At 67.7% G+C, this 18987-nt stretch carries 17 protein-coding genes; 7 read left to right on the top strand and 10 right to left on the bottom strand.

Features of this window, described 5'->3' with window-relative positions; genetic code table 11:
- Positions 1–25 precede the first annotated feature (25 nt).
- From D107_RS0100890 to D107_RS0100880, 4 genes are read right to left on the bottom strand one after another with little or no spacing between them, the layout of a single operon-like run.
- Positions 26–604, bottom strand: coding sequence for a histidine phosphatase family protein (locus tag D107_RS0100890; RefSeq protein ID WP_026280706.1), 579 nt, complete (start codon positions 602–604; stop codon positions 26–28).
- The gene (locus D107_RS13485) at positions 601–711 is read right to left on the bottom strand and encodes a DUF2256 domain-containing protein (protein WP_231366529.1); all 111 of its coding nucleotides are present in this window, start codon (positions 709–711) and stop codon (positions 601–603) included. The genes D107_RS0100890 and D107_RS13485 overlap by 4 nt, the downstream gene beginning before the upstream one ends.
- Before the next feature lie 50 nt (positions 712–761).
- Entirely contained in the window at positions 762–1175 is a 414-nt protein-coding gene (locus tag D107_RS0100885; protein ID WP_038032689.1) for a thiol-disulfide oxidoreductase DCC family protein, read from the bottom strand.
- Positions 1168–1497, bottom strand: coding sequence for a hypothetical protein (locus tag D107_RS0100880; RefSeq protein WP_018867076.1), 330 nt, complete (start codon positions 1495–1497; stop codon positions 1168–1170). The genes D107_RS0100885 and D107_RS0100880 overlap by 8 nt, the downstream gene beginning before the upstream one ends.
- Between D107_RS0100880 and D107_RS0100875 the strand changes: the two genes are divergently transcribed.
- The 6 genes from D107_RS0100875 (at position 1496) to D107_RS0100850 (ending at position 7301) form a co-directional block, all read left to right on the top strand.
- Positions 1496–1738, top strand: coding sequence for a hypothetical protein (locus tag D107_RS0100875; protein WP_018867077.1), 243 nt, complete (start codon positions 1496–1498; stop codon positions 1736–1738). The two genes, D107_RS0100880 and D107_RS0100875, sit on opposite strands and share 2 nt — an antisense overlap.
- The gene (gene mtgA / locus D107_RS0100870; RefSeq protein WP_018867078.1) at positions 1738–2460 is read left to right on the top strand and encodes a monofunctional biosynthetic peptidoglycan transglycosylase; all 723 of its coding nucleotides are present in this window, start codon (positions 1738–1740) and stop codon (positions 2458–2460) included. The genes D107_RS0100875 and mtgA overlap by 1 nt, the downstream gene beginning before the upstream one ends.
- 271 nt (positions 2461–2731) lie before the next feature.
- Positions 2732–5044 (top strand): mechanosensitive ion channel domain-containing protein, encoded by a 2313-nt coding sequence (locus tag D107_RS0100865; RefSeq protein WP_018867079.1) that lies wholly within the window; start codon positions 2732–2734, stop codon positions 5042–5044.
- Positions 5045–5151: 107 nt separating this feature from the next.
- Complete coding sequence (locus D107_RS0100860; protein ID WP_018867080.1) at positions 5152–5838, top strand: zinc metallopeptidase; 687 nt, start codon at positions 5152–5154, stop codon at positions 5836–5838.
- Between the two features lie 26 nt (positions 5839–5864).
- Complete coding sequence (locus tag D107_RS0100855) at positions 5865–6509, top strand: class I SAM-dependent methyltransferase (protein ID WP_018880531.1); 645 nt, start codon at positions 5865–5867, stop codon at positions 6507–6509.
- 201 nt (positions 6510–6710) lie between these two features.
- On the top strand, positions 6711–7301 hold the full coding sequence (locus D107_RS0100850; protein ID WP_018867082.1) for a hypothetical protein: 591 nt from the start codon (positions 6711–6713) through the stop codon (positions 7299–7301).
- Between the two features lie 105 nt (positions 7302–7406).
- On the opposite strand, the gene malQ is transcribed toward D107_RS0100850, so the two are convergent.
- From malQ to glgC, 3 genes are read right to left on the bottom strand one after another with little or no spacing between them, the layout of a single operon-like run.
- Entirely contained in the window at positions 7407–8882 is a 1476-nt protein-coding gene (gene malQ, locus D107_RS0100845) for a 4-alpha-glucanotransferase (protein WP_018880530.1), read from the bottom strand.
- A 53-nt stretch (positions 8883–8935) separates the two neighbouring features.
- Positions 8936–10684, bottom strand: coding sequence for a glycoside hydrolase family 57 protein (locus tag D107_RS0100840; protein WP_018877530.1), 1749 nt, complete (start codon positions 10682–10684; stop codon positions 8936–8938).
- Positions 10674–11939, bottom strand: a complete 1266-nt coding sequence (gene glgC / locus D107_RS0100835) for a glucose-1-phosphate adenylyltransferase (protein ID WP_018880529.1) — start codon at positions 11937–11939, stop codon at positions 10674–10676. Before glgC ends, D107_RS0100840 begins: the two co-directional genes overlap by 11 nt.
- Before the next feature lie 511 nt (positions 11940–12450).
- Here glgC and glgB point away from each other — a divergent pair.
- Entirely contained in the window at positions 12451–14664 is a 2214-nt protein-coding gene (glgB, locus tag D107_RS0100830; protein ID WP_081619271.1) for a 1,4-alpha-glucan branching protein GlgB, read from the top strand.
- A gap of 112 nt (positions 14665–14776) precedes the next feature.
- On the opposite strand, the gene D107_RS0100825 is transcribed toward glgB, so the two are convergent.
- The 3 genes from D107_RS0100825 to D107_RS0100815 all read right to left on the bottom strand — a co-directional run bounded on the left by D107_RS0100825 (position 14777) and on the right by D107_RS0100815 (position 18889).
- Positions 14777–15916 (bottom strand): PQQ-dependent sugar dehydrogenase, encoded by a 1140-nt coding sequence (locus tag D107_RS0100825; RefSeq protein WP_018880528.1) that lies wholly within the window; start codon positions 15914–15916, stop codon positions 14777–14779.
- Positions 15917–16007: 91 nt separating this feature from the next.
- On the bottom strand, positions 16008–17411 hold the full coding sequence (locus D107_RS0100820; RefSeq protein ID WP_018880527.1) for a sigma-54 dependent transcriptional regulator: 1404 nt from the start codon (positions 17409–17411) through the stop codon (positions 16008–16010).
- Entirely contained in the window at positions 17408–18889 is a 1482-nt protein-coding gene (locus D107_RS0100815) for a sensor histidine kinase (protein WP_018880526.1), read from the bottom strand. Before D107_RS0100815 ends, D107_RS0100820 begins: the two co-directional genes overlap by 4 nt.
- Positions 18890–18987 lie beyond the last annotated feature (98 nt).

Raw genomic sequence — 18987 nt, 5'->3', positions numbered from 1 at the left:
CCGTCGCCCCGCTCAGGACGCCCGCCTATTGTCCCACGGGACGGGCACTGCCATCGGCGTTGATCTCGACGACGAGCATCGCCCCGGCCCCGATGCTGCGCCCGCTGAGCTCCATGATGTTGGCCCGGTGGGTCACGTAGACCGCAGGTCCCTGCGCCTGCCGGTATTCCTCCGCCAGGTGTTCGCGCCACGCCCGCATGCGCCGCTCACGGTGCGGGGCGTTGGTGCGAAACACCGATCCCAGGGCCTCCAGGACCACCGGTTCGCCATAGCCCAGCAGCTCCGCGGTATCGAAATTGCGACACCAGGGACCCGCGAATACCCGGATCGAATCGAGCCCGGCGGCCCGCAGGCGTTCGCCGGTCTCGCGGGCCTGCGCGCGGCCCTCCTCGGATAGATTGCGCTGCGTGGCGCAGTCGTCGACATCAAAGCCCGATGGGTCGCCAATCCCCGGCGCCAGGGCATGACGCATCAGCAGGATGCGCTGCGGCTCCTGCAACTGCGCCACGATCACACGTTCTTCGGCCAGATCGTCCGCCGCCAGCGGCACAGCGAGTGCCAGCACGATCACGGCCCAGACCCCCGGGAATACAGAGCGTTTCATGACGCCGTTTGCCTCGTACGACGACGCCGGCAGGCGTCGGAACAGTAGCGCACCTCGTCCCAGCAGCGCGCCCACTTTCTACGCCAGGCAAACGGCCGACCGCACACGGCGCAGGTCTTTTGCGGCAGATGAGGCTTGGCATGCGCCACGGCGGCCGTTATCCCCCCGGGCGGCAGACCCCGTCGTCGCAGCGGGACCGCCAGCGATAGCGGGCGATCACGTTGTAGACGCGGTCCATCAGCCAGACGACCGGCGGAAGGCGATGCAGCACGCCGCCGAGCCAGCGGTAATACGGCAGATGCCGCCAGACCAGCACGAAGGCCCAGGCCCCGCTGCGGATGCGGCCCTCGGGACTGACGGCATGCATGCGCTGCATGGCCTGGTCCCAGGTGATGCCCCAGGCGGCGAGCGGCGCCGCATCGGCGTGAATGTCGCGCCAGTCGACCGCGGCAGCGGTATCCAGGCGCTGGTAGTGTCCGATCTCGCGACGGCACAGCGGGCAGCCGCCATCGAAGAACACGATCGGGCGTCCGGGGGCCTTTGGCGGTCGGTTCGCGGCCGGGTCAGGCATGTCCTACCGGCCCGGTCTGCTGGTGCTGCGCCTCGCCCAGCGATTTCAACGCGCGCTCCACCACATCGCGCGCGAGTCCCTGGGTCATCTCGGGGTCGGCCGGGATCATCTCGGTACGTACCGCCAGGGCCATCGCCAGGGCCTGCAGCACATCCCCGTTACAGGTGTCCCCCAGCACCCCGATCTCGTTATCCAGGGTATCGGTCAACCGGTCCAGCAACTGCTGCACCCGCACCGCCGAACCCGTCTCGGGGTGCAGACGAAACTCGAAGGACACGGCCTCGCCGCTCGGGGTCACATAGCGATAGGGCAATACGTCCATGGCTCTCTCCTTCGCGAACGGTCGGGTTGTCGAGGCGGATTTCGGGGTCGGTCGGGCAGCCCCTCCGCCATTGGGCCACGAAACGGGCAAACAGTTCGACCGGCAGCGGGCCGACACGACCGGATCGCATCGCGAAAACCGCCCCGGCCGGCACGCGCAAGCGTTATCCTTGCGCCTCATGGAGACCCGCATCCGCAACATCGACTTCGCCGGTGCGCCGCGCGCGGCAGGGGTACGGTAATGGCGGCCCGCCGCAAGCGCCGCCCGCTGCGCCGCCTGCTCCTCTGGGTGGCCGGGCTGACCGCATTCCTGCTGGCGCTGGGCATCGGGGTTATGTTCGCGCTGGTCGTGCTGTTCGCTCGCGTCGACCCGCCCTACGGCATGGCCATGGTGGTGGCCACCGACTGGCAGACCGCCTCCAACCGGCGCCCGGACTGGCAGCGTCTGGATGACCTGCCCCGCCACCTGATGCTGGCGGTGATCGCCGCGGAGGACCAGCATTTTCCCAACCATCGCGGCTTTGACTGGGGCTCGGTGCGCCAGGCGCTGGGCGATCATGTGCGCGGCGGGCGACTGCGCGGCGCCAGCACCATCAGCCAGCAGACCGCCAAGAATCTGTTCCTGTGGCACGGCCGGTCCTGGGTGCGCAAGTCGCTGGAGGCCGGGTTCACGCTGGGGATGGAGACCCTGTGGCCGAAACGACGCATCCTCGAGATCTACCTGAACCTGGCGGAATGGGGCCCCGGCATCTACGGCATCGAGAACGCCGCCCAGCATTACTTCGGTGTCTCCGCCACCGAACTGGACCGTCACCAGTCCGCGCGCCTGGCCGCCATCCTCCCCAGCCCCGGGCGCATGAACCCGGTCCAGCCGGGCCCGCAACTGGACCGCCGTATCGCCTGGGTGGAGCAGCAGATGGCCCAGCTCGGGATCGCCTGGCTGGACCCGATGCTGCTGGAGTAAGCCTCGTGCCCGGCCGACGCCGAGGTCGGGCACGGAGATCGCCCCGCGCCTTTGGCGCTCGCGATGAGCGTGCTTTCCCCCATCATGGCAAGGCTCCGCCAGGGGCGGCGGCCATCCCCGGACGCACCCCCGGCCCGCATTGTGGCGGGGAACTTCGAGCCTTTAGACTGCTCGCACTAACCGCACGGGCGAACCGCCGCTCAATAGGTCCATCGACATGAACGCCATGAGCGCGGCTCCCATGGATGCCCCCCGAACATTGAGGTTTGCCGTGACCCACCAGCGCTCGCCGTTTCGCTTCTTCTCCCGCCTGCTCGTCCTCGCCGCCCTGCTGTTCTCCGTGCCGCTGGGGGCCGTCTCTGCCCAGGATGCCGGCGCGACGGAATCCGGCAATGACCTGCGCCAGACGCTGATCGACGCGCTGGAAAACGAGGAGGCACGCGAACGCCTGCTGGAAGCCTTGCGCGCCGACAGCGGCGCCAGCGAGAGCGAGACGGCCGAAGATGCCGTCCCGGTGGACACCGGCGAGAGCGAATCGGTGGCGCGCCAGATTGCCCAGCTGACCCAGTCGCTGGCCGAGGGGACCGTGGCCGAGATCCGGGCCCTCAACGACATCGCCGCGGACATCGCCGAACAGGTCCGTGCAATCGAACCGACGGTTTTCGGGATGGCCGTGCTCGATCTGGCGATCATCATTGTATTCACCGTGGTGGTGTTCCTGATCCTGCGCCGCCTGGGTGCCCCGTTGTTTACCGGCATCGACCGCTGGGCCCTGAATGCCGCGGAGCACATGCGCCTGATGCGGGCACTGCCCGCCGTCGTCCTCGCCGCCGCGATCGACTTCCTGATCGTCATCCTCGCCTGGCTGGCCGGCTATGCCCTCGCGCTGTTCGTACTGGGCGAGTCGGGCGAGATGAACACGCGCCACTCGCTGTTCCTGAACGCCTTCCTGCTGATCGAGGTGACCAAGGCGGCGCTGCGCCTGATCTTCGCCACCCGCTACCACGGTCTGCGCCTGCTGCCGATGGCCGGGGACGAGGCCGCCTACTGGAACGCCTGGCTGGCGCGCATCGTGGGCTACATTGGCTACGGCCTCCTGCTGCTGGTGCCGATCGCCAACAACCAGATCTCCTCCGAGGCGGGGCGCTCGCTGGGGCTGATCGTGATGCTGACGGCGTTCCTGTACGCCGCCGTGATCATCCTGCAGAACCGCAGCCGGGTGCATGACCGCCTGATCGCGATGGCCAACCGGGCCGAGTTCGCCTTCACCCGGATCGTGATCTCGCTGCTGGCGAATTTCTGGCACTGGATCGCGCTGCTCTACTTCCTGGCGCTGGCCGTGGTCAGCGTCACGCGCCCGGAAGACGCTCTGCCCTTCATGGCCAAGGCCACCGGTCAGACCTTGCTCGCGGCCTTCGTGGGCGTGTTCGTCGCCAACCTGCTGACGCAGCTGATCGGCCGGCAGATCCGCGTGCCCGACGAGACCCGGGAGAAGTTCCCGTCGCTGGAACTGCGCCTGAACTCGTACATCCCGAAGGCGCTGAAGGTCATGCGCCTGGTGATCCTGCTGATCGTGCTGGCGGTGATCGCGGATGCCTGGGGTGCCTTCAGCCTGACCACCTGGCTCGCCTCCGACACCGGCATGGCGGTACTGGGCACCGCGATCTCGGTCGCCCTGATCCTGCTGGGCGTGCTCGCCATCTGGCTGGTATTCGCCAGCTGGATCGAACACCGCATGAACCCCAACACCGGCGACGGCGGTCCGACGGCCCGCGAGGCCACGCTGCTGACCATCTTCCGCAATGCGGTCGCCATCGTGCTGATCGTGATGACCACCATGATCGTGCTGGCCGAGATCGGCGTGAACATCGGGCCGCTGCTGGCCGGCGCGGGCGTCCTCGGCCTGGCCGTCGGCTTCGGCGCCCAGAAACTGGTCCAGGACGTGATCACCGGGGTCTTCATCCAGCTCGAGAACGCCATCAACGTCGGTGACGTAGTCACCGTCGCCGGAACGACCGGCGTGGTCGAACGCCTGACCATCCGCTCGCTGGGTCTGCGCGACCTGTCCGGGACCTACCACCTGATCCCGTTCTCCTCGGTCGACGCGGTGTCCAACTACATGCGTGAATTCGCCTACCACGTGGGCGAGTACGGCGTCGCCTACCGCGAGGACATCGACGAGGTCATCGTGCGCCTGCGCGAGGCCTTCGAGGAACTCAAGGAAGACCCCGACCAGGGTCCGAACATCCTCGACGAAATGGAGGTGCACGGCGTCACCGCCCTGGCCGACAGCTCGGTCAACGTGCGTATCCGCATCAAGACGCTGCCGGGCACCCAGTTCGGCCTGGGCCGCGCGTTCAACCGCCTGGTCAAGAAGCACTTCGACGCCGCCGGCATCGAGATCCCGTTCCCGCACCAGACCATCTACTTCGGTCAGGAGAAGGACGGGTCGGCCCCCGCAGCCAACCTGCGCATGATCGAGGCCGCGCCGGAGGGCAACGCCGACGACCGGGACTATTCGCGCGACCGCCGCGCCCGCCCGAACCCGAAACACAAGGGCGACTACGACGAGTCCGAGGACTGACGCAACCAGCGGGGCGAACGGCCGGCTGAGGGGCCTGCCGCCACGCGCGGTCATCCCGAACCGGCTTACCCTTTCCGCCAGGGCGGGATTTGGGTCAATATAGCCGCATGCGACTGTTGATCCTGCTCGCGCCGTTGCTGTTGTTCCTCGCCTGGGCCCCGGGCCTCTGGGTACGTCACGTCATGAAGAAGTACCACCAGCCGGGGGACCGCTACGACGGCACCGGCGCGGAACTGGCCCGCGATCTGCTGGACCGTCACGGGCTGCACAAGGTCCGGGTGGAGACCACCACGCACGGAGATCACTACGACCCCAACGCCCGCACCGTACGGCTGTCGCCCGAAAACCACGAGGGCCACTCCCTCACGGCGGTCACCGTGGCCGCCCACGAGGTCGGACACGCCATCCAGCATGCCGAGGGCTACGCCCCGCTGCGCATGCGCAGCTACCTGGTCTGCGTCGCGGGATACGGACAGCAGATCGGCGCCTGGCTGCTGGTCGCCATTCCCTTTGTCACCCTGCTCGCCCGACATCCCGCGCCCGCGTTCCTGTTCCTGCTGGCCGGAGTCCTCTCCATGGGGCTCGCCACGCTGGCCCACCTGGTCACCCTCCCCACGGAGTTCGACGCCAGCTTCCGCCGGGCCATGCCGATGCTGCGCGACGGGCGTTACCTGCACCCGCCCGACTACCCGCATGCGGAGCGCATCCTGAAGGCCGCCGCCTATACCTACCTCTCGCAATCCCTGATGAGCCTGCTGAATATCGCCTCGTGGTTCCGCTACCTGCGCCGCTGAGCGGCTCCGCTCGGCCTGCCTGCCCGTTGTGCGGCCAGCCGACCCGGCTGTTCCATCACCGCGGTCTCGGCGACCCCTCACCCGGTGACTATCGCCGCTGCCACCACTGCCGCCTGATCCACCTCGACACCGGGGTCTGGCCCGACCGCGAGACGGAACGTGCGTACTACCGCACCCACGAGAATCGGCCCGATGACCCTGGTTACCAGGCGCATCTGCAGCGGCTGATCGAACCGCTGCTCGAGGCCCTGCCGCCACCTGCCCGCGGCCTCGACTGGGGCTGCGGACCCCAACCCGTTCTCGCGGCCCTGCTGCGGGCGGGCGGCTACACCATGGATATATGGGACCCCACCTTTGCACCCGCCTGGCCCGACGCACCCGACTCCGGCTGGGATTTCATCACCTGCACCGAGGTGCTGGAGCACCTGCACAGTCCCCTGCACGCACTGCAAACGCTGCGCACCCACCTGCGCCCGGGCGGCGTTCTTGCCGTAATGACCGAATGGCCGCCCGAGGCGGACGGCTTCCGCCGCTGGCACTATCGCCGCGACCCCACCCACGTCGCGTTCTACGGTCCCGACACCCTGCACTGGATCGCCGACCGGCTGGGTTGCGCCCTCGCGCTGCCCGCGCGCGACATAGCGCTGTTCACGCGCAGCGATCCGCCCTGATCAACCCGAAACCGCGACGGGCATCACACGGATACGCCCGCCACGGGGCCCCGGGGAACTCCTCCATCCGCGGATCGTCTTCGCCAGGTGCCACTCGCCTGGCTCGACGCCCCTTGTCGGGCATGAAAGCGCCACGCTTGTTAAGCTGGGGTTAAGTGCGCTTGTCTAGGCTACCGTTACTACTTACGCAGGAGAGACTCTATGAAGATTCGTTCCCGGTCCGTCGCCGGACTGATCGCCGCGGCCGCCCTTGCGCTGGCCAGCCCGCTCGCCATGGCGCAGGGCATGGGCCAGCAGGGCCAGGGCGGCATGGGCATGCAGGGCGGTCAGGGCGGCAACCCGCAGATGGAGATGCAGCAGCTCCAGCAGACGCTCGCCGAGACCCAGCAGCAGGCCATCCAGAACAATCCGCAGCTGGAACAGAAGGGCGAAGAGCTGGAAAACCTGGTCCTGGACAAGATGGAGTCCGCCGGCTATCAGCCGCGTCGGGACCTGGAAACCCTCGAGTCCGCCGAGGAACGCCTGCGCGATCCGGACCTCAGCGCCGAACAGCGCCAGGAAGTCATCCAGTCCGAAGACGTGCAGCAGGCGCAGATGAACCTGCAGGAAGCCCAGCAGGCGGTCGCGCAGGATGAAGAAATCCTGGAGGCCCAGGAAGCCCTGCGGGAAGACCTGATGGCCGCCATGCGCCAGGAAAACGCCGATATCGACGACGTCATCCAGCGCATGCAGAGCCTGCAGCAGCAGATGCAGCAGCAACAGGGTGGCCAGGGCGGCGGCATGATGCGCTAATCGCGCCACCGTAGACCCAATGAAAAAGCCCGGTCCCCGTCAAGGGGCCGGGCTTTCTTGTGTCGGGCCCATGCCTGCACTGAGGCGCGCGGGCCGAACGGTCCCTCATTCCAGGCGGCGGGTCTCCTGCGCCAGCGCGCGCAGCGCCTCGGTCTGTCCCTCGGGCAGCTGACTCCAGTCAAAGCGCCAGGTCCAGTTGCGTTCGTCCACCGTACCGGGAATGTTCGTGCGCGCGTCCGAACCCAGTTGCAGGGCATCCTGCATCGGCAGGATCGCGAGCTGTGCCGGCGAACGGCAGGCCGCACGGATCAGCGGCCAGGGCATCTCCTCGGCCCCGCCCTCATCCAGCGTTGCGATCACGTGCTGCTGCAGGGACGGCTCCAGGGAACGGAACCAGCCCAGCGTGGTGTCGTTGTCGTGGGTACCCGTGTACACCGCGCTCAGTTCGTCGTGATTCGCCGGCAGGTACGGGTTGTCCGGCCCACCCTCGAAGGCGAACTGCAGGATGCGCATGCCCGGCAGATCGAAGCGCAGGCGCAGGGCGGTCACCTCCGGCGTGATCACGCCGAGGTCCTCGGCCAGCAACGGCAGCACGCCGAGACGGGTCTGAAGCTGTTCGAAGAAGTCCGCGCCCGGCCCCGGCACCCAGTGCCCCTGCGTGGCATCCGGCTCGCTCGCCGGCACCGCCCAGCTGGCCTCGAAGCCGCGGAAGTGATCAATGCGCACGGCGTCTACCGTCTCCAGGGTCCAGCGCAGCCGCTCCACCCACCAGTCGTAGCCGCGTTCGGCAAGGCGGTCCCAGCGGTAGTGCGGGTTGCCCCAGCGCTGCCCGGTCTCGGAGAAGTAGTCCGGTGGCACGCCGGCCACGGTCAGCGGGTGCCCCGTGTCGTCCAGATCGAACAGGTCACGGTGGGCCCAGACCTCGGCCGAGTCGTGCGCCACGAAGATCGGCATGTCGCCCAGGATCAGGATGTCCCGTGCGCGGGCATGCTCGCGCACGTCCTGCCACTGATCGAACAGCACAAACTGGGCGAAGCGTACCGCCTCCAGCTCCCGGGCCGCATCGACCTCCGCAGCCGCCAGGGCATCCGGATCGCGGTCGCGCAAGGCGGCCGGCCATTCCCACCAGGGACGGCCGCCTTCACGGGCCCGGATCACCACGAACCGGGCAAAGTCCTCCAGCCACACCGGGCCCTGGGAATCCCGAAAAGCCTGGTAGGCCTGCGCCCAGCCATCGCCGGCCTGCTCCAGCCGCTCCCGCGCCTGTTCCAGCAGTGTGTCGACGGGCAGCGTCGGGTCCGCAAGGCCCGCGCGCGCCGCCAGGCGCTGCGGGTCGATCAGGCGCACATCGCCAGCGAAGGCGGAGATACTGGCATACGGCGAACCGTCCTCCTGCGGCGGGTGCAACGGCAGGATCTGCCACAGGCTGAAGCCAGCATCCCGCGCCCAGTCGAGGAAACGAAAGGCCTCGTCCCCCAGCGTCCCGACCGGACCCAGGCCCGGCAATGACACGGGGTGCAGGAGGACCCCCGCGCGGCGGCGCTGCATCAGGGGGTTGCAGTGTTCTTCGCCCGCCTCCATCCGCTACGGCCCCTCGTACATGGTTACCGGGCACATGGTTACTTGGCACACAGTTACTGGCCCTTGCGCATGGTACCGCCCGCCGCGGGATCACCGCCCCCGACCGAGAGGACCTCGCCCAGCGAGTCGGGCACATCGAGATCCGCCAGCTGGTACAGGCGGGCCAGATGCCGACGGTAGAGCTGTTCGAAGTCGCTGACGGAACCCGCGGGGTTGTATTCCCCGAACCACCAGCACCAGTCGGAGCCCTCGCATACCGCGAGCTGCTTGCGCAGCTCCGGCGTATCCAGTGCCGGATGCCGCGCGATGGCCTGGTCCACGGCGGTCCAGGCCTCGATCAGGCGGTCCCAGCCAAGGTTCTTGTCCGGGTCGCCAATCCAGGTGGAAAAGGTCCCGTAGACCCAGGAGCCCGCCACCATGCCCGTGAGTTCGCCGCGATCCGTCCGCGGACCCGTGCGCTGGCAGACGTCCGAGAAGGTGCACAGGTTCAGCCGCGGATTCTCCGCTACCCGCTCGTACAACGCCCGCAGGAAGTAGAAGCCGTTCTCCGGGTAGTACTCCCAGGCGTTCTCGCCATCCAGGATGACCGCCACCACGCCCCCGTCGGGCGAGACGGCGGCAATATTCTCGAGGTGATGCACGAAGTCCCCGACCGCGTCGTCGGCGTGCCAGTCGGCGTAGCGAAACCCGATCGCATCGGAAAGCCCGTCGTCGCGGAAGAACAGCTCCGTCCGGGCCCCCTTCAGGCAATACGGACGATGCAGCCAGCCCTCCTGCTCCGCCGAACCGGTATGCGACTCGGCGGTCTCCCCGGCCGCCGCCAGGCTGTTGCCGAGTACGGTCTGGCCACTGGCGGTCCAGCAGATGTCGTAGTCATCCAGCAGGCGCACGGTCGCCTCGCTGAGACTGCCCTCCGAAGGCCAGCAGCCGCGTGGCCGGAAGCCGAAGTACTGCTCGAACACCGCCAGGCCGCGTTCGATATGCCAGCGCACCCGGGCCTCGCCGTCCGGGTACGCCGGCGCCTGCGGCAATTCGACATCCGGCATCGCCTCGCGCGCCGACTGCAGGTCCAGCAGCAGCGGCATGATCGGGTGGGCATACGGGGTGAACGAGAGCTCCACACGCCCCTGCTCGGCCAGTTCGCGGTAGCGCGGCAGGATCGCCTTGACCTCGTCGCGGATCAGCTTCAGCAGGCGGCCCCGCACGTCGCGGTTGAAGCCCTGATCCGCCTTCAGCCAGCCCTGCACCTCGGGATAGGCGCGGCGCACGGTCTCCCCCAGCCAGGCCAGGTGATAGCAGGTCGCCAGATCCTGGAAGAAGCGGTTGTCCAGATGCGCCAGCAGCACGGCGTCTTCCAGCGCCTGGCGGGCCAGGGTCGCCAGGCGCTCGAACAGCGGGAACGGCTCGATCATGCGCGGGGCATGCGCGCGCAGGCAGACGCGCAGGATCTCGCGCCGCTGCACCGGATCCACCGGGACGATATCCAGCTGGAGCAGGTCCAGCACCGGGTCGCCGAAGCTCGAGCGATTGCCGATCCCGGCCTCCAGCCGCTCGCCGTAGTCCGCGATCTGCTCCAGCAGGATCGGCGCGAAATTCACCACCGCGCGCGCCTGGGGACAGGCCTCCAGGTGCGCGGCCATGTCGGTGTAGTCCTTCAGCGCGTGCAGGTAGGTCCATGGCAGGACATACTCGCCAGCCCCGGAGTCGTAGTACTGCGGCTGGTGCATATGCCAGCACAGCACCACGTCGAGCTGGGGCGGCTGGGTGGCTAGCGCGGTGGTACTGCCAGATTCAGCGGACATGGTGGGTCGCCTGTCCGAGCATCTCCGGCGTCACCACGCGCACCCCGCCCGGGGAGACGAAGTAGTCGCGGGCGTCGGCCTCGTCGTCCACCCCGATCTCGGTCCCGTCCGGGACCTTGCAGCCCTTGTCGATCACCGCATTGCGGATCACGCAGTTCTCGCCGACGGTCACACTGGGCAGGATCACCGAGTCCTCCACGCTGGCACAGGCGTTGACCTGCACATTGGAAAACAGCAGGGAGTGGCGCACGGTGCTCCCGGAGATGATGCAGCCCCCGGAGACCATCGAGTCGATCGCCATGCCGCGGCGGTCCTCGTCGTCGAACACGAACTTGGCCGGCGGCAACTGCTCCTGATAGGTCCAGATCGGCCATTCCGAGTCGTACAGGTTCAACTCCGGCGTCACCCCGATCAGCTCCAGATTCGCCTGCCAGTAGGAGTCGATGGTCCCCACATCGCGCCAGTAGCCCTGGCGCACGCCTTGCTCGTCACGGAACGGATAGGCCATCACCTGGTTTCGCTCGATGATGCCGGGGATGATGTCCTTGCCGAAATCGTGGCTGGAGAAGGTGTCGTCCGCATCCTTGATCAGCTGGTCGAACAGGAACTCGGTGTTGATCACGTAGATCCCCATGGAGGCCAGCGAGTGGGTCTTGCTGCCGGGGATCAGCGCCGGGTCCTCCGGCTTTTCCGCAAACGAGGTAATGCGGCTGGACGCATCCACCCCCATCACGCCGAAGGCCTTCGCCCGCTCCTGCTCCACCTCCAGGCAGCCCACGGTCATGTCTGCGCCGCTCTCCACGTGGAAGGCGATCATCTGGCCGTAGTCCATCTTGTAGATGTGGTCCCCGGCCAGGATCAGCACATAGCGCGGATTGTGCTGCCGGATGATGTCGATGTTCTGGTAGACCGCGTCGGCTGTCCCCGCGTACCAGGAGGTCTCGATGCGCTGCTGCGCCGGCAGCAGCTCGATGAACTCGCCGAATTCCCCGCGCAGGAGGCTCCAGCCCCGCTGCATGTGCTGGATCAGCGAGTGTGCCTTGTACTGCGTCACCACGGCGACCTGACGGATACCCGAGTTGATGCAGTTGGACAGGGGGAAGTCGATGATGCGGAACTTGCCGCCGAAGGGCACGGCCGGCTTGGCGCGCCACAGCGTCAGTTGTTTCAGTCGCGAGCCGCGTCCGCCGGCCAGGATCAGGGCAAGGGTCTCCCGGGTCAGGCGGCTGACGTAACGTTGCGGTTGTGGACTCATGCACCCATCCTTGTCGAGGCAAACACGTCCGCATGTACCCGCTCGCTGGGTCCTCGCTCCCACCCGCGGACAAGGCTCGGTGTGTGCCCTGACCCGCCTCGTGGAACCGCGGTATCCGACAAGCGCGCGTACATCCGTTCGTGTTCTCCAGGGAAACACTGATTAATGTACTCACTCGCGCTCGAGTCGCTTTTGCGTGCGAACAAGGCGCGGTGACTGCCGTGCAGCATTCTGCACAAGGGAACCGCAACGCTGTGCGCGCGCAAAAGCGGCCGAGCCCCTGCTCTCAATAGGTTGTGGGGTTGGCACCCCAGGTTCCCCGATCCTGCGTTGCGCCGCTTGCGGGTAGAACCACTACCCGCTGCACGACGCGCCTTGCCTCGAAAAACCTGGGGTGCCAACGCGAGTGCGTACATTAATCAGTGTTTCCCTAGTATGTTGTACTCACGTGTTCTGCCGACCCGGCCTGAACCGCACTATTCCACGACCCAAACGCGAGCTTGATCCGAGTATGGCAACAGCCCCCGACAAATGCACCCGTTCCGTCGCCGATCCGTTAGCGCGCCTGGCCGAGGCCCGGCTCCATGATCCGCACAGCGTCCTGGGGCGCCATGCGCTGGATCAACAAACCACCTGTTATCGGGCCTGGCTACCGCATGCAACGGAGGCCTCCATCACACTTTGCGACGGGCGCCACATACCCATGGACGCCGCCTCGGGATTCCCCGGGCTGTTCCTGTGGCGTGGGCCGGTGGACGCCCTCCCCGCGCACCCGCAGCTGGACTGGATGCCCGAGGGTGGCACATCCACGTTGCAGGCAATTGACCCCTGGAGCTTTGCCCCGGACATCCCCGAATTCGATCGCCACCTGTTCGCCGAGGGCCGCCACTGGCATGCCCATCGCATGCTGGGCGCCCATCCGATGGCCCGCGACGGCATCCACGGCGTGCGCTTCGCCGTGTGGGCGCCCAACGCCGAACGCGTGTCGGTGGTGGGCGACTTCAACCGCTGGGACGGGCGCTGCCATCCAATGACCGTCCACGCGGGCAGCGGCATCTGGGAGCTGTTCATACCGGGGATGACCGCGGAAACGCTGTACAAGTTCGAGATCCGCAATCGCGAGCACGGCAGCCTGCACCTGAAGACCGACCCGTACGCCCGCGCCTACCAGGTTCGCCCCGAGACCGCCGCCCGCATCCAGGAGGCCAGCACCTATGCCTGGAATGACGAGCACTGGATGCGCAACCGCGATCCGGAGGCCTGGAAGCATCGGCCAATGAGCATCTACGAGGTGCATCTGGGCTCCTGGCAGCGCAGTCCCGAGGGCCACTGGCCCAGCTACCGCGAGCTGGCCGAGCGCCTGGTGCCCTACGCCCGCGACATGGGCTTTACCCATCTCGAATTGCTGCCGGTCACCGAGCACCCGTTCGACGGATCCTGGGGCTACCAGAGCACCGGCTTCTTTGCCCCCACCTCGCGCTTTGGTCAGCCGGACGACTTTCGCCATTTCGTCGACCAGGCCCATCAGGCCGGTCTTGGCGTGATCCTCGACTGGGTCCCCGGCCACTTCCCGCGCGACGAGTTCGCGCTGGCCCGGTTCGATGGCACCGCGCTGTACGAACACGCCGACCCGCGCATCGGCGAGCACCGCGGCTGGGGCACCCTGATCTTCAACTACTCGCGCCCCGAGGTCCGCAACTTCCTGCTCTCCAGCGCCCTGTGCTGGGTCGAGGACTTCCACCTCGACGGCCTGCGCGTGGATGCCGTCGCCTCCATGCTCTATCGCGACTACGACCGCGAAGGCGAGGACTGGCTGCCCAACATCCACGGCGGCAACGAAAACCTGGAGGCCATCGACTTCCTGCGCCACCTGAACGAGACGGTCCAGACCAGTCATCCGGGCGTCGCCATGATCGCCGAGGAATCCACCGCCTGGCCGGGGGTCAGCCGCCCGCCGTCCATGGGCGGGCTGGGCTTCACCATGAAGTGGAACATGGGGTGGATGCACGACACCCTGACCTACTTCGGGATGGACCCGATCTACCGCATGCACCACCACGGCCAGCTCACGTTCGGCCAGCTCTACGCCTATAGCGAGAACTTCGTCCTCCCGTTCTCGCACGACGAGGTGGTACACGGGAAGCGCAGCCTGCGCGGACGCATGCCGGGCAACGAGTGGGAACAGCACGCCAACCTGCGCCTGCTCTACAGCTGGCAGTGGCTCTACCCCGGCAAGAAACTCCTGTTCATGGGCCAGGAATTCGGCCAGGGCCCGGAATGGTCGGAGGATCGCGAACTCGACTGGTACGTGCTGCAGTACCCGCTGCACCAGGGCCTGCAGAACCTGGTGCGGGATCTGAACCGCGCCTACCGCGCCGACCCCGCCCTGCACGCCCGGGAATTCGAACCGGACGGCTTCGACTGGCTGGACTGCGACGATGCCGCGCACTCCACCCTGAGCTTCGTGCGCCGCGACCACCAGGGCCGCCAGGTCGTGGTGGTGCTGAACCTGACGCCGGTGGAGCGCCCGGCCTACCCCGTACCCGCGCCCCACGCCGGGCGCTGGCGGGTCACCCTGAACAGTGACGCCGAGGTCTACGGTGGGGGCTCGCGCGGCCCGGCGGAGGCCTATGCCGAGCCGGTGGAACGCCACGGGCACCCCGCGACACTCTACCTGCATCTGCCGCCACTGGCGGCCCTGTTACTGGAGCCAGCCGGCGACTGACGTCGGGGCGCCTCGGGCCGAAGCCGCTAAGACCGGCTCCTGTTTGCAGGCCCGTGCGGGCCCGGAACTCGCGGCCCCAATGCCGGCCATGGGCTCGGGATCGGGATCGGGCTCATTCCAGGCGATAAAGCCCGCCATCCGAATGGTCCGTCAGCACATAGATGTGCCCCTCCGGTCCCTCGCGGACATCACGAATGCGCCCGATCTTGCCGTGCAGCAGCTCTTCCATGTGCACGACTTCGTCGTCCTCGATCACGATGCGCAGGATCCGTTCGGCACGCAGGCCACCCGCCAGCAGATTGCCTTGCCAGGACTCGAAGCGATCCGCGGTCACCATCGCCAGCCCGGACGGCGCCAGCGTCGGCAGGAACTCGTAGACCGGGTCGATCATATCCGCGTCGTGACGCGCCTCGCCAAAGGGTTCCTCGGACCGATAGTCGCGCCCCCGCGACACCACCGGCCAGCCATAGTTGCCCCCGGCTTCCATACGGTTCAGTTCATCCCCACCCCGGGGCCCGTGGTCCGTCAGCCAGATCGTGCCGTCCGCCGGATCCACCACCAGACCCTGCGAATTGCGCAGGCCATAGGCAAAGATGTGTGGCTGGGCATCATCGCGGTCGACAAACGGGTTGTCCGCCGGGGCCTCGCCATCCTCGGTCAGGCGCAGCAGGGACCCGGTATGTGCAGAAAGGTCCTGGGACGGGTCTTCCTGCCGACGATCGCCGATCGTCATCAACAGGGTGCCATCGGCCTGCCAGGCCAGCCGCGAACCGAAGTGGCCCGGATTGCTGCCGCCCCGGTCCTGACGGAACAGTTCCTCCACCTCGTGCAGGGCCCCGTCCTCCAGACGCCCGCGCCCCAGCGCGGTGTAGGACTGGTCGGAATCCCCGGTGACATAGGTGAAATACACCCGGTGGTTCGCCGCGAAGTCCGGGTGCAGCACGACATCCAGCAAGCCGCCCTGGCCGCGCGCCACGACCTCCGGCACACCCTCGACCGAGCTCACCTCGCCATCGCGCACCTGTTTCAGCGCACCCGTCCGTTCGGTCACCAGATAGCCACCGTCCGGCAGGAAGGCCACCGACCAGGGGTGCTCCAGATCACCGGCTACCCGCACAAGATCGAAACGTTCGTACTCGCTGGAGATGCCTTCCTCGACCACTTCGCCGGCCGGCGCCGAGCCCATCAGGGCCAGCCCTGCGACCAGCGCGCTGGCGCGAGCGGCGTGTCTCCGTCCCATCCCGTTTCGCATGCCTCACCTCCGGTTGTATGCCTTCGCAGAGTTCGGACACAACGAATCCGGTTATGTTCACGGCACGCACATGCGCGCTGCCTGGTCCCTGTTACCCGGGGGGCTCGATGCCGAGGCGTTTGATCTTTCGCCACAGGGATACGCGGTCGATCCCCAGCAGCCGCGCGGCCCGGGTACGATTCCCCCCGGTCTGATCCAGCGCCTGGCGGATCTGTACGGCCTCCTGCTCCTCCAGCGTTCGCACCGGCGCCGCGGCCTCGTCCACCACCCGCGCGCTCGCCTCGCGCAGCGCGCGCGGCAGATCCGCCAGGGTCAGGTCCGTGGTGCGCGCCAGAGCCACCCCGCGTTCAATGATGTTGGACAATTCGCGCACATTCCCGGGATAGTCGTGCTCGACCAGACGCTCCAGGGCCGCGGGCTCGATGTCATCGATACGCTTGCCCATCGCCAGGGCGTGGCGCTTGAGGAAGTAGTACGCCAGCAGCGGGATGTCGTCGCGCCGATCCCGCAACGGGGGCAACACCAGATTCACCACGTTCAGGCGAAAGTAAAGATCCTCGCGCATGTCGCCACGATCCACCGCCCGGTCCAGGCGGCGATTACTGGCCGCGATCACCCGCACATCCACCGGGATCGGCGTACGCCCCCCGACCCGCAGGACCTCGCGCTCCTGCAGCACGCGCAGCAGGTTCACCTGCATCGCCGGGCTGGTCTCCGCCACCTCGTCCAGAAACAGCGTCCCGCCCGCGGCGGCCTCGAACAGGCCCTTCTTCTGCTGCGTGGCCCCGGTGAAGGCGCCCTTCTCGTGCCCGAACAGTTCGCTGGCCAGCAGCTCGTCCTGCAGCGCCCCGCAGTTCACCGCCAGGAACGGCCCCTCCGCTCGGGTGCTGTGGTTGTGGATGTAGCGGGCCAGCAGCTCCTTGCCGGTCCCGCTCTCGCCGGTCAGGACCACGTTACAGTCGGTCGGGGCGATCTGGCGCGCGGTCTCCAGCAATCGCTGCATCGCGGTGTCCTGCGCCACCAGCGTCGCCTTGCGCCCGCCCTGTTCCACCTGATCGCGCAGCGCACGGTTGTCACGCCGCAGCCGGGTGAACTCGACCGCCTTGGCCACCACCTCGCGAACCTCGTCGATGCGGAACGGCTTGGCGATGTAGTGGAAGGCCCCGGCCTTCATCGCCTCCACCGCCGAATCCAGGGTCGCGTGGCCGGTGATCATGATCACGGCCAGGTCCGGATCCCGTTCCCGCGCCCGGCGCAGGATCCCCATCCCGTCCACCCCGGGCATGCGCAGATCCGTGAGCACGGCGTCGAAGCGTTCCTGATCCAGGGCCTGCAAACCGCTGGCTCCGTCCTCCCGCGTGACCACCGTAAAGGGCGAGTGCCGGAACACCTGTTCCAGCTGGCGGCAGGCAATCGGTTCGTCGTCGATCACCAGCAGCCGCGCCTCGGGCGGGTCGGTGGCGGTCGACCCCGGCTGCTGCGGCGCGTCACTCATGGCGTTTCCTCGCATTCGCAGGGCAGCCAGACCTGGAAGCGGGTACCGCCCAGCGGACAACGGCTGACGCCGATCGCCCCCCCGTGATCCTGGATAATCTCCTGGGCCACGAACAGGCCCAGCCCGGACCCGCTGCCCTCCTCGCGGCCCCGGTAGAACGGCTCGAACACATGGTCCAGGGCAGCATCCGGTATCCCCGGTCCGTCGTCATCGACCGAGATGCGGACGACCGGGAGCGTGTCCTCGCCATGCACCAGCAACGCGCCCACCACGTGGCCACCGGGTCCCGGCCGCAGGTCCCCCAGCCGCCCCCGCTGAGCCTGGATGCGTACTTCCACGTCTTCGCCCCCGGCCTCGAATGCATTGCGCAGCAGGTTCACGAAGACCTGCTGCAGGCGTTCCGGATCCACGGTCACCTGCAGCCCGGCATCCACCCGGATCGTCACCTGATCCACCGGCAAGGTGGCGCGGATCAGGTCCAGCGTCCCGTCGAGAATCAGCCGCAGCGACCGGCACTCCTCGCGCCGGGGTCCCTGCGGTTGCTGGCGCGAATAAAGTAGCAGCCCGCGCACGATGTTCTGGGCCCGCGCGGTCTCGCCCTCGGCTTGTTGCAACCACTCGGCGAGCAGCCCCGGGTCCCCGGCCGGGCCCTCCTCGGAAACCAGTTGCAGCGCGGTGGAGATGTTGCCCAGCGGGTTGTTCAGTTCGTGGGCAACCCCCGAGACCAGCACGCCCAGTGCCGCTAGCCGCTCGGAACGGCGCAGGTCCGCCTGGCGCGCATCCAGCTCGTCGAGCATCCCGTTGAAGGCCTCCGCAAACGAGACCAGCTCCCGGTCCCGGGTTGGGGCCGTCAGCCGGGTTCGCGAGCCCGCGCCGATCGCGCGCAACTGGTTCTCCATCGACCGCAACGGCGCCAGGATCCGGCGGGCCAGCCACCAGCCCCCCAGCAGCACCAGCAACAGCACGAGACCGGTCGCCACCAGGAGTTCGGTGCGCGAGACCTGCACGCCCGTACGCAGATTCTCGCGTTCGCGCTGACTCAGCACCTTGGTCAGCGCCGAGGCCTCGCCACCGGCATCGCGGATGCGCTCGACCAGCTGCTCTCGCTCGAGCCCGGCGAGCCGCGGATAGCGTTCCAGGCCATCGCGATACGCCACCAGGGCGCCGCGCAGGCTGCCCAGCTCGTCGCCGCCGGCGTGTTGTTCGAGCGCCGTCTGATTGTCCTCCAGGCGCTCCAGCGCGGCCTCTGCATGGTCTCGGGCGGCCGCCAGGTCGCCATGTTCGCCGGAGCTGTAGAACTTCTTTTCGAAGCGCCGCATCTCGAGGCTGTCCTGCAGCAGCTCGGCCACCACATCGCCCTGTTGCAACCGGGTCTCGATCGTCGAGAGCGCCACGTACTGGGCAACGACGAGCCCCATTACCAGGACCAGGACTCCGGCGTATACCCAGCGAACCTTGCTGCGCAAGCTGCGACCCATGATGTTACTCGTTGCAATATCGATTGTTACATTTTGCAACTATTTTCAACCGCTTGGCAATGGCGTTTCCGGGCCGCCGACCGAAATCGATGCAACCT

Origin of the sequence: Thioalkalivibrio sp. ALE30 (assembly GCF_000377465.1) — a bacterium.
Taxonomy (GTDB): domain Bacteria; phylum Pseudomonadota; class Gammaproteobacteria; order Ectothiorhodospirales; family Ectothiorhodospiraceae; genus Thioalkalivibrio.
The sequence above is the reverse complement of the archived record's forward strand: the minus strand, read 5'-3'. Positions and strand labels throughout refer to the sequence as shown.